The following is a 10,548-nucleotide window of genomic DNA, read 5'->3' on the forward strand; positions in this document are numbered from 1 at the left end:
GACGGCCGGGTGCTCGCTGAGCTGCTTCTCGATCTCGGCGGGGTAGATGTTCTGGCCGCCGACGATGATGGTGTCGTTGATCCGGTCGCACAGGAACAGATAGCCGTCGTCGTCGAGATAGCCGGCGTCACCCATGTGCAGCCAGCCGTCGACCATGGCTCGCTCGGTGGCCTCGGGAAGGTTCCAGTAGCCGAGCATCCGAGCGGGGGTGCGGACGCAGACCTCGCCGGTCCGGCCGGGCGGCAGACTGTTGCCGTCGGCGTCGACGATCTTCACCTCGTTGCCGGGGCAGGGCAGACCGGCGGCCCTGAGCAGGGGGCTGCCGGGCCGGTGGGCGGCGAACGGCAGCGTGACCGCGATGCTGCCGGCCTCCGTGCTGGAGTAGATCTGGAACAGCGCGCAGCCCAGTTTCTCCAGGCAGCGCAGCAGCAGGCCCTCGGAGATGGGCGCGGCACCGTAGGCGACGATGCGCAGCGAGGCCAGGGCGGCGTCGGCGCGGTCCGCCTCGGCCAGGATCATCTGGAGCATGGTCGGTGCCACGAAGGTGCTGGTGACCTGGTGCCTCTCGATCAGCCGTACCGCCTCGGCCGGGTCGAAGGCGCGCATCAGGACATTGGTGGCGCCCGCCGTGAATCCGTGCAGGAACCAGCCGATACCGGCGATGCCCAGACCGGGCAGCGAGATCAGGCTGACGTCCTGCGGCTGCCAGTCGATCCACTCCCCCGCCGCCGCCCGGGTGGCGGCGGGCAGGGTGAAGAACGAACGGTGGGCGAGGACCGCCCCCTTGGGCAGGCCGGTGGTACCGCTGGTGTAGATCTGCACGACCGGGTCGTCGGGGCCGGTGCCGGGGTCCAGGTCGGTGTCGGGGGCGTCGGCGCACCAGGCGCGCAGCCCGGACCCGCGCCCGGCGGTGTCATCTCCCCCAGGTGTGTCCAGCCGGACGATCCGGGGTGGGACTGCACGCCCGACGACGGCGCAGTCGGCGACAACACGTTCGACGACAGCGCGTTTGGCCAGCGGCAGAAACTCCTCCTCGGTGAACAGCAGCACCGCCCCGGAGTCGCGCAGGATGTGACCGGCCTCCCGCTCGGTCAGCCGCCAGTTGACGGGCACCATCACCGCGCCGGTCTTGGCGCAGGCCAGGATGGCGGCGTAGTAGTGCTCCGACTCCCGGGCCAGGTGGGCGACGCGGTCGCCGGGGCCGATCCCGGCGGCGCGCATGGCGTGCGCGACCCGGTTGCTGTGCCGGTGCAGTTCCTCGTACGACGTGATCCGGTCCTCGCAGATCACGGCGGGGTGGGCCGGCCGCTCGCGGGCGAGGGCCGCGCTGCTCGCCGTCAGTGTCCAGGGTGTGGCGAGCCGGTCGTCGGGGGTGTCGGTCACGGTGTCCCTCCAGGTGCCGCGGTGGTCGCGGGCTCCTCGCCCGCGGTGAGTTGGGTGTCGAGGAACGCGGCCAGCCGCTGCGGTGAGGGGTGGTCCAGGGCGAGGGAGGCGGGCAGCGCGAGGCCGAACTCCTTCTCCAGCCCGGACCTGAGGTCGAGCGCCATCAGCGAGTCGAGGCCCAGGGAGCCGAACTCGGTGTCCGGGTCCATCTCGTCGTCGGGTTCGAGGCGCAGGACGGCGGCGAGCCGGGTGTGCACCGCGCGGGAGATCACCGCGAGCCGTTCGGCCGGGGGCAGCGCGGCCAGGGCGGCGGGATCGAGGCCGGTGTCCCGGGCAGCGTCGTCGGAGTCCCGGTCCTGCCGCTCGTAGAAGGCGTCGACGACCGGGGTGTTCCCGGTCAGGCTCGCCCAGTCGAAGTGGCCGACCACCGGCACGGTCAGCGGACCGTTCCACAGGGTGTCCAGCGTGCGCAGGGCGCGGCCGGGCGAGAAGAACAGGACGCCGCTGCGCTCCAGTTCACGGGTCAGGCCCTCACCGAGCCGGGCGGTCATACCGATCCTGGACCAGGCGCCCCAGGACACCGCGAGGCCGGGCAGGCCCTGGCGGACCCGCCATTCCATGAGCCCGTCGAGGAAGGCGTTGGCCGCCGCGTAGGCCGCCGAGTTGCGGGTGGGCCCGCCGACGATGGACGCGATGGACGTGTGGGCGAGGAAGAAGTCCAACTTGGGGCAGGTATCAGCCAGTTGGTGCAGCAGCCAGCCGCCCCAGACCTTCGCGGCGAGCTGTTCGTCGATCGCCTCCCAGGTCAGCCCGGAGACGAGGGACTCGCCCGCCACCCCGCTCGCGTGCACCACCCCGCCGACGGGGAACGGGAGTTCATGCAGGCGTACGGTCAACTGCTCGACGTCGCCGGGGTCGGCGAGGTCGGCGGTCATGACGTTCACCTCGGCGTGCTCGCGCAGGTCGGCCAGGACGTCCACGGTCTCCGGCGCGGGCCGGCCGCTGCGGCTGACCAGCACCAGATGCCGGGCACCGAGGGCGGCCAGCTTGCGCGCGGTGACCAGGCCGAGGCTGCCGAGTCCGCCGGTGACCAGGTAGGTGCGGTCGGGTCGGATACGGAGGGGCGGCCGGCTCGCGCCTTCGGGTTCGGCTTCGACGCGGACCGGTACAAGGGTTCCGTCCGGGGTCCGGCGTACGGCGCGCAGTGCCTCGTCGAGTTCGTCGAGGCCGTACGGAGCCCGTACGGCGTCCTCGTCCTGTCGCGCGGCGGACACCGCGCCGTCCGGCACTGTCACCGTGCGGCGCAGGGTGCCGGTGCCGGTCACGGTGACCGTGTCACCGACGGAGTACGCCGAGCCCGTACCGCAGGCGACGACGGTGCCGGTGCAGCCCGTGCCCAGCGTGCGGGATTCCTCGGCGGCGAGCAGGTCGTCGGGGCCGAGGAAGGCCGTGTGGACGCGGATCCGCACCTCGCGGGGGCCGGGGGCGCGGTCCTCGGCGGGGACGAGAGCGGGCGGCTGGTCGCCCTGTCCGGTGACGGCCGCGAAGCCGCCGGGCCAGGCGGGGGTGGTGGCCCCGGACAGCACCCGGCGGACGTACCGCTGTCCGTCGCGGTACGCGACCTGGTACTCGTCCCGCTCGGCGGTACGCACCTCGGCGAGCAGCGCCGCCGGGCCGGTGCCGTCGGCCGGGACGTCGAGCAGGGTGGTGCGCAGCCGGGGGTCCTCGTAGAGCAGGACGTGCGCGAAGCCCCACAGGGTGGTGGCGGCGAGCCGTTCGCCGGTGTCGGGCCGGTCGCCCGGGAGCCACTGGGCGCGCTCGGTGACCAGCCACAGCCGGGGCGTCTGGCGGCCCTCGCGGGTCCGGAGCACGGCGAGAACGTCCAGCAGGTCCTGGTAGTTGAGGCGGCACTCGGCGCGCAGGGCGTCGGCACCGGGCTCTCCCGGGCGGGGGCGCCAGAACCAGCACACGTCGGTCAGGGTGGGGTCGGTCAGGGCGTCGGCGCCGTACGAGAGGCGGATGCCGTCCGGCGCGGTGGCGAAGTCCTCCGGCGCGCTGTTGAGGAGCAGGAGATGGCGCGGGCGGCTGTCGACGGTGTCGGCGGTGCGGCGCAGCCAGCTCGTGCGGTGCAGGAAGGGGCTGCGCTCCTCGGGCGGTGCGGGGTCGGCGAGTTCGACGCCGAGCAGTTCGGCGACCGGGCCCTGTCCGTCGGCGAGCAGCAGGTCGGCGTGGCGGCGGTCGGGAGCGTCCGGGGCCACGGCGACGGTGGCGGTCAGGCGCAGCCGGGTCCCCCGGGGCTTCTTGAACAGCCGTATCCGGGCGAACCGTTCGGGCAGGAACACCGGGCCGTCCGGGTCGAGCACGGTGAGCGCGGCCAGCGCGCACTCCACCGCCTCGACCGGCAGGTGCTCGATGGGGACGGGGTCCCGCAGGACCAGTTCGCCGGTGAGTGTGCCGTCGTCGTGCCGGACCAGCCGGTCGACGATCCGGTACGCCTCGCCGAACCGGCGGCCCGCCGACGCCAGGTCGGTGGACGCGTCCACCGCGTCCGTCTCCTCCACGGGTGTGCCGGGGTCGATGACCTGGGGCGCGGGGCCGGCGTCCGGTGCGGTGAGCGGCAGTACGGCGGTGGCGTGCCGGATCTCGGCGTCGGCCGGGCCGCTCACCACCTCGACGTCCGCGCCCCCGTCGGGGCGGGGCCGCAGCCGGGTGCGCAGCTCCGTGACGGTTTCCTCGGCGAGCGGCAGCGGCTGGTGCAGGGCCAGATCGAGGAGCGGGCCCCGGGAGTGTCCGTGCACGGTCTCGGAGAGGGCGAGGAGCAGTTCGATGTACGCGGCGGCGGGCAGCCGTTGCTCACCGGCGGCCTGGTGGCCGGCCAGGGCGGCCGGACGGTCGGCGGAGACCTCGGTGCGGAACTCCCTCGCTCCGTCGGCGCCTGCGGGCAGCTCCTGGCCGAGCAGCGGGTGGTGGAGGGCCGTGGTCTCGGCGGTGCCCGCGCGCCTGCCTCCGGTGGGCAGCCAGTAGCGCTTGCGGTCGAAGGCGTACCCGGGGAGCACCGTCTTCGGGTGGCGGCGCCCGATGTGGAAGCCGGACCAGGAGACGGGCAGTCCGGCGGTGTAGTAGTCGGACAGCGCCCTGAGGGTGGCGGTGCCGGTGGCGTCGCGGCGGCTCATGCTGGGCAGCCAGCGGTGGTCGTCGGCGGGCAGGCAGCGCTTGGCGAGGGCGGTGAGGGCGGCGGAGGGGCCGATCTCGACGAAGGCGTGCCGGCCGCGCTTGCCGACGGCCCGGATGCCGTCGAGGAAGCGTACGGGCTCGGCGATGTGCCGCACCCAGTAGTCGGGGTCGCCGAGTTCCGTGGCGGTGGCGGGCTTCCCGGTGAGGTTGGAGACGAGGGTGATGGACGGGCGGCGGAAGGTGATCCCGTCCAGGGCCTTGCGGAAGTCGTCCAGGATCTCGCCCATGAGCGGGGAGTGGAAGGCGTGCGAGACGGTGAGCGGCTCCACCCGGACACCCTGCTCGCGCAGCAGCTCCGACACCTCCAGCACGGCCGTGACCGAGCCGGAGACCACGCACTGGTCGGGGGCGTTCACGGCGGCGAGGGCGGCGTCCGGGCGCCCTGACAGCAGCGGTTCGACCACCTCGGCGGGGGCGGAGACGGCGGCCATGGCGCCGGGCGCACGGACCGACTCCATCAGCCGGGCACGGGCGGCGACCAGCGTCACCGCGTCGTCCAGCGAGAAGACACCGGCGACGGTCGCGGCCACCACCTCGCCGATGCTGTGCCCGAGCAGCACGTTGGGCTTGGCGCCCCAGGACAGCCAGAGCCGGGCGAGGGCGAACTCCAGGGAGAACAGCGCGGGTTGGGAGTAGCCGGTGCGGTCGATGAGGGCGAGGTCCGCCGCCGGGGCGGTGCCCAGGACGAGGTCGCGGACGGAGAGCCCGAGGTGGGGGGCGAAGCGGGCGTCGCACTCGTCCAGCCAGTGCCGGAACACGGGGAAGCGGCGGTACAGGTCGGCGCCCATGCCCGCGTACTGCGCGCCCTGACCGCTGAAGAGGAACGCCACCTTGCGGATGCCGGAGGAGCCCGGCTGCGTCTCCCGGGCGAGGCCCTCGTCCAGCAGCCGGATGAGCGAGGCCCGGTCGGAGACGGGTCCGGCGAGGCGGTGGGTCAGGTGCGCCCGGCCGGTGTTGGCGGTGAAGCACAGCCCGTCCAGGTCGGCGTCGGGGTGCTCGTCGAGGTGGTCGCGGTAGCGCTCGATCTGACGGCGGAGGGCGGCGCCGCCCTTGGCGGAGAGGGTGAAGAGGCGGGGCTGGTCGGCGGCGGGCTGCTCGGGCCGCTCGTCCGGAGCCCCCGCGAACTCCTCGGACCTCTCGAACTCCTCGGCCTCCTCGGCCTGTTCCAGTACGGTCGCCGCGATCGTCCCCGCGAAGCCGAAGCTGTTGACGACGGCGCGGCGTACCGGGGCCCGCCACGGGCGGCACTCCGTCGGGATCTCGATCGGGTAGGCGTCCCAGGGGATGCGCCCGGAGGGGGTGGTGAAGTTCAGGTGGGGGAAGACGGTGGCGGCGCGCAGCTGGAGCACGGTCTTGACGACGCCGACCAGGCCGGAGACCGGCTCCATGTGGCCCAGGTTGGTCTTCACCGAGCCGACCAGCACCGGGTCCTGCTTGGTGTGCGATTCGGCGAACACCTCGTTGATGGCGCTGAGTTCGATGGGGTCGCCAAGCGGGGTGCCGGTGCCGTGCGCCTCGACGTACTGGATGTCGCCGGGGGTCAGGCCGGCCGCGGACAGGGCGCGGCGCAGGACGATCTCCTGGGCGGCGCCGTTGGGCACGGTCAGGCCGGCGCTGTCGCCGTCCTGGCCGACGGCGGTGCCGCGTACCAGCGCGAGGACGGTGTCGCCGTCGCGGCGGGCGTCGGAGAGCCGTTTGAGGACCAGGACGCCACAGCCCTCGGCGCGGGTGTAGCCGTCGGCGGACTCGTCGAAGGTCTTGCACTGGCCGTCCGGGGCCAGCATGCGGGCGTGACTGAACATCACCGGCACCCGGGGGTGGTGCACGGCGTTCACTCCGGCGCACAGCGCGATGTCGCACTCCCCGGCGCGCAGCCCGGTCACGGCGGAGTGCAGCGCGGTGAGCGAGGAGGAGCAGGCAGTGTCGATGGTCATGCTGGGGCCGCGCCAGCCCAGGAAGTAGGAGAGCCGTCCGGACAGCGGGAACATGGTGATCCCGGCGGCGAGATGGCCGTCGAGCTTCTCGTACGGCAGCGCCTCCAGCTCGAAGGCGAAGTCGATGGAGCTGGCGCCCACATAGACCGCGCCGTTGCCGTGGCGCAGGGGCCCCGGGTCGATGCCGGCGTGCTCCAGGGCGTGCCAGGAGGTCTCCAGCAGCATGCGCTGCTGGGGGTCGATGAACTGGGCTTCCTTCGGGGAGATGTTGAAGAACGGGGCGTCGAACTGGTCGATGCGGTCGAGGAATCCGCCGTGCGTGGTGCGGATCCGCCCCGGTGCCTCCGGGTCGTCGGGGTCGAAGGCGTACGCGGCTGTGTCCCAGCGGTCCTCGGGGATCGGGCGGATGCCCGAGCGGCCCGCCGCGAGGAACTCGCCGAACTCCTCGAACGAGTCGCAACCGCCGGGGAACCTCAGTCCGACCCCGACGATGGCGATCGGCTCGGCGCTGGTCGCGGTCCGCTGCTCGGCATCTGTCTCGTCCGGCACGTTCGGCCTGCCTCTCTTGGGTTCTCGGAGTCTCGGGCGGAGTCTCGGATGGAGCTGGGAGCTAGCGCACGCGCTCGACGAGGTAGTCGATGAGCTGCTCGATCGTGGGCCGGTTGAAGAGTTCGGCGGTGTCGATCCGCAGGCCGAACTGCTCCTCCAGCCGGCGCCGGATGTCCATCAGGCGCAGCGAGGTCAGCCCCAGCTCCAGGTAGCTGCTCTCCAGGGGGAGGTCCTCGTCGCCGTCCATGAGCAGGGCCTCCCTGAACGTCTGGGCCACCAGCGCCTCGACGGTGTCGTACTGCTCCGACTCCGGCAGGGCGGCCAGGTTCATGGGCGTGGTGTCGTGGAAGGGGGCCATCGCCTACCTCGTCTCCGGCGGTTCCGACGGCTCCGGCGTTTCCGGCCGGGTTCCGGCGGTTCCGGCGTTCGGACGCGGGCGACTCGTTCCAGTCCCCCGCACGGTCAACGCCCCGATGCAAACAAGGCGGCCTGACACTGCGCTGATCAGGGCCTGACCCAGGGCGTACGCCCCGACCGGATCGGGAAGCCGGGCTCCGGGGCGCGGGTACGGCTGTCAGCGGGCCATCGGCGCGGTGTCAGCGGACCGGCCGAGGGTGGGGCGCGCCACTTCGGCAGTCGGGTGGCCGCAGCTGAGGGAGGACTCCTTGCGCGAGACGTACGAGACGTCCAAGGCGTACGAGGGGTACGAGGGGTACGAGGGGTACGAGATCAGCCATGAGCGGATCTGCGCGGGCATCGAGCGCGAGGCCGCGCTGTGCGCGGAGGCGCTGCTGCACGCCGATCCGGCGCGGCCGGTCGGCACCTGTCCCGGCTGGACGGTGAGCCATCTGACGGCCCATCTGTTCCAGGCGTACACCTGGGCGGCAGGCCTGGTGGAGACCCGGGCCGCCGAGTTCGTACCGCCGCACGTGTTCGTGGCGGGGGCCGACGACGACCGGTGGGGGAAGCACACCGGCACCTGGGCCGAGTACGTGGACGAGCTGATCGGTGTCTCGATCGAGGAGGCCGCCTCGCTCGGCGGCGCCGAGGCACGCGCGCGGTGGGTACGCGGGGCCGCCGACAGCCTCGTGGCCACGCTCCGGCGTGCCGGGCCGGACACCGACGTGTGGAGCTCCGTCGGGGCGGGCGGCACGCGGTTCTGGGCGAGTTGGGGTGCCATGGAGACGGCGGTGCACCGGGCGGACCTGGACCTGCTGCTCGGCCGCGCACCGGACACCGTGGGCCTGTCCCCCGAACTCTCCCTGGACAGTGTGCGGTTCTGGCTGCGGGCGGTCACGGCGCCCGGGGCGGAGGCGTTCTTCGGACCGGGTTTCGGTGCGCTGGCCGGGGACGGCGAGTCGTTGCGCTTCCGCGCCACCGACGCGACGGATGAGGCGTACGCCGACTGGCTCGTCGTACGGACGCCCACGGGCCCGGTGCTGGCGGCCCCGGACGACGGCGGGCGGGCCGGCGTGACGATCACCGGCCGGGCCGGTGACCTGCTGCTGCTCCTCAAGCGCCGCGTCGCGCCGCGCGAGGCGGCGGTGGACATCACCGGGGACGCGAGGCTGCTGGAGCACTGGTGGACGCATGTGATCGTGTGACGGCGGGTACGCCGACGGGCGGGGCACACGACCGGTGTCCCGCCGATCACCGCACGGGGATGCCGTCAACGGCGGCCGTCCCGAATCCGGGCCCCGGCCGGGTCCCGCCCACCGGTCCGGCGGCCACCGCCCCGGTCACGGGCTGCCGCGCCGCGAGTCCTCCGCCCGTGCCGGCCACGTACGGATCGCTCCACCGCGAGGGAGCCCTCTGGGGTCCCGGCGGCCGACGTCTTCCCGCCATAAGACCGGCCGCCGGGCCGAGGGCGGACAGGCGGCGACCCGGATCACCCGGACGGCGGCCAACGGTCACCGGAGGAATGACGGGCGGGGCTCGTGGCCGTCGAGCGCTGCCGTCAGGCTCGTATCAGCCGCCGCTGGTTGGATCCGCCGGGGACACCGGTGGATGTCCGAGCCCCCGGGGTCACCGCCCCGCCCCCCCCAACCCGAGACGAGGCAGGCACACCATGGTCACCTTCGACGAATCACCGGTCCAGCTCGGCGTTCTGCTGCCCACCCGGGAGCAGGCGATCGTCGGGAACTTCGCGGCCTCCCCGCTGCTGGACTTCGCCCGCCAGGCCGAGGAACTCGGCTTCGACTCCTTGTGGACCGGTGACTCGCTCACCGCGCGTCCCCGGCTCGACCCGCTCGTCGTACTCTCCGCGGCCGGCTCGGTGACGCGCTCGATCACCCTGGGCACGGCCGCGCTCACCCCGGCGCTGCGCCACCCGCTGATCGGCGCCAACATGATCGCCAGCCTCGACCATGTCTGCGGCGGACGGCTGGTCCTCGGTCTCGGTTCGGGCTTCCCCGTACCGGAGACGGAGGAGGAGTTCGCCGCCGTGGGCGCGTCCTTCGCCGGGCGGGCCGGCCGGCTGGACGAGATCACCTCCGTGTGGCGCACGGCCTGGGCGAGTGGTGAGCCGGGCGCGCCGAGCGAATTCGAGGGTCGCCACTGGCAGGTGCGGAACCTGGACAAGCTGCCCAAGCCGCCGCGCCCCGACGGTCCGCCGCTGTGGCTCGCGGGCAGCGACACCGAGCGCGTACTGACCCGGGCCGCGCGCCACTACGACGGCTGGCTGCCCTTCCTGCCCTCGGCCGAGGCGTACGGGCGCGCGTGGCGGCGCCTGGACGAGCTGCGCGCGGAGGCCGGCCGCCCGGCGGGCGCGGTGCGGCCCGCGTTCTACGCGACGATCACGGTGAACCAGAACGAGAAGGAGGCCAAGCGGGAACTGGAGCACTACATCGAGCACTACTACGGCCGCTCGCTTGAGCAGATGTCCGCGATCCAGGCCTACGGCTGGGGCAGCGCCGAGAGCTGTGCGCAGTGGCTCGCCGGATACGTCCGCGAGGGCGTCCGGCACATCGTCATCCGCGTCGGATCCCTAGATCCGGAGCCGCAGTTGAAGGAGATCGCCGAGGTACTGCTGCCCGCGGTACGCGCGCTGCGCTGACGTCGCCGTCCGCGGAGTTCCGCTCCGCGTGCCAGGCGAGGGGCGCCGCTACTTGGGCGGGGTCCGCGCGAGAGCCGCACGTCGCCGCGGGCCCCGGCGGGGCGCCACCCGACCCCACCGGCCGGGCTCCCCGGCACCCATGGCCGCCGGCGGCCGACACCTGCCGGACCGGCGACACCGGACGCGCGGACTTCACGCTCCGCGTGGCCGGAGAGGTACGCATGGGTGCCGCCTGTGCCTGAGGGCCTCGCGCTCGACGGTGGCGACGACTCCGGGTGCCCTCGGTGCTGGTCGGCCACTGCGTACAGACGGGCCGGATCCATGCCCTCGATGCCACGGCCTCGCGACCTCCTCCGTTGGAGGAGGCCGCGCGGCCGTGGCATCGAGGGCATG

At 73.5% G+C, this 10,548-nt stretch carries 5 protein-coding genes; 2 read left to right on the plus strand and 3 right to left on the minus strand.

From position 1 onward, the window contains the following. The 3 genes from AOK08_RS01005 to AOK08_RS01015 all read right to left on the minus strand — a co-directional run. Nucleotides 1-1,383, minus strand: a 1,383-nt coding sequence (locus tag AOK08_RS01005) for an AMP-binding protein (protein ID WP_055522652.1), incomplete at its 3' end; no start/stop codon positions are given. Continuing rightward, nucleotides 1,380-7,100, minus strand: coding sequence for a type I polyketide synthase (locus AOK08_RS01010; protein ID WP_055522654.1), 5,721 nt, complete (start codon nt 7,098-7,100; stop codon nt 1,380-1,382). The genes AOK08_RS01010 and AOK08_RS01005, both read right to left, overlap by 4 nt. Nucleotides 7,101-7,161: 61 nt before the next feature. Continuing rightward, the gene (locus AOK08_RS01015) at nt 7,162-7,458 is read right to left on the minus strand and encodes an acyl carrier protein (RefSeq protein ID WP_055522656.1); all 297 of its coding nucleotides are present in this window, start codon (nt 7,456-7,458) and stop codon (nt 7,162-7,164) included. A gap of 307 nt (nt 7,459-7,765) precedes the next feature. On the opposite strand from AOK08_RS01015, the gene AOK08_RS01020 reads away from it, so the two are divergent. Both AOK08_RS01020 and AOK08_RS01025 read left to right on the plus strand, forming a co-directional pair. Next, nucleotides 7,766-8,704: a maleylpyruvate isomerase N-terminal domain-containing protein gene (locus AOK08_RS01020; protein ID WP_055522658.1), complete on the plus strand. Its 939-nt coding sequence runs from the start codon at nt 7,766-7,768 to the stop codon at nt 8,702-8,704. Nucleotides 8,705-9,168: 464 nt separating this feature from the next. Continuing rightward, a complete protein-coding gene (locus AOK08_RS01025; protein WP_055522660.1) occupies nt 9,169-10,155 on the plus strand; it encodes an LLM class flavin-dependent oxidoreductase in 987 nt (328 codons plus the stop codon). Nucleotides 10,156-10,548: the final 393 nt, after the last annotated feature.

This window comes from Streptomyces graminilatus, assembly GCF_001418565.1.
In the GTDB taxonomy this organism is placed as follows: domain Bacteria; phylum Actinomycetota; class Actinomycetes; order Streptomycetales; family Streptomycetaceae; genus Streptomyces; species Streptomyces graminilatus.

Bases quoted from the DNA above. Each gene is read 5' to 3' on its own strand.
- AOK08_RS01025 (WP_055522660.1), top strand. From the start codon at position 9,169: ATGGTCACCTTCGACGAATCACCGGTCCAGCTCGGCGTTCTGCTGCCC.
- AOK08_RS01015 (WP_055522656.1), bottom strand. From the start codon at position 7,458: ATGGCCCCCTTCCACGACACCACGCCCATGAACCTGGCCGCCCTGCCG.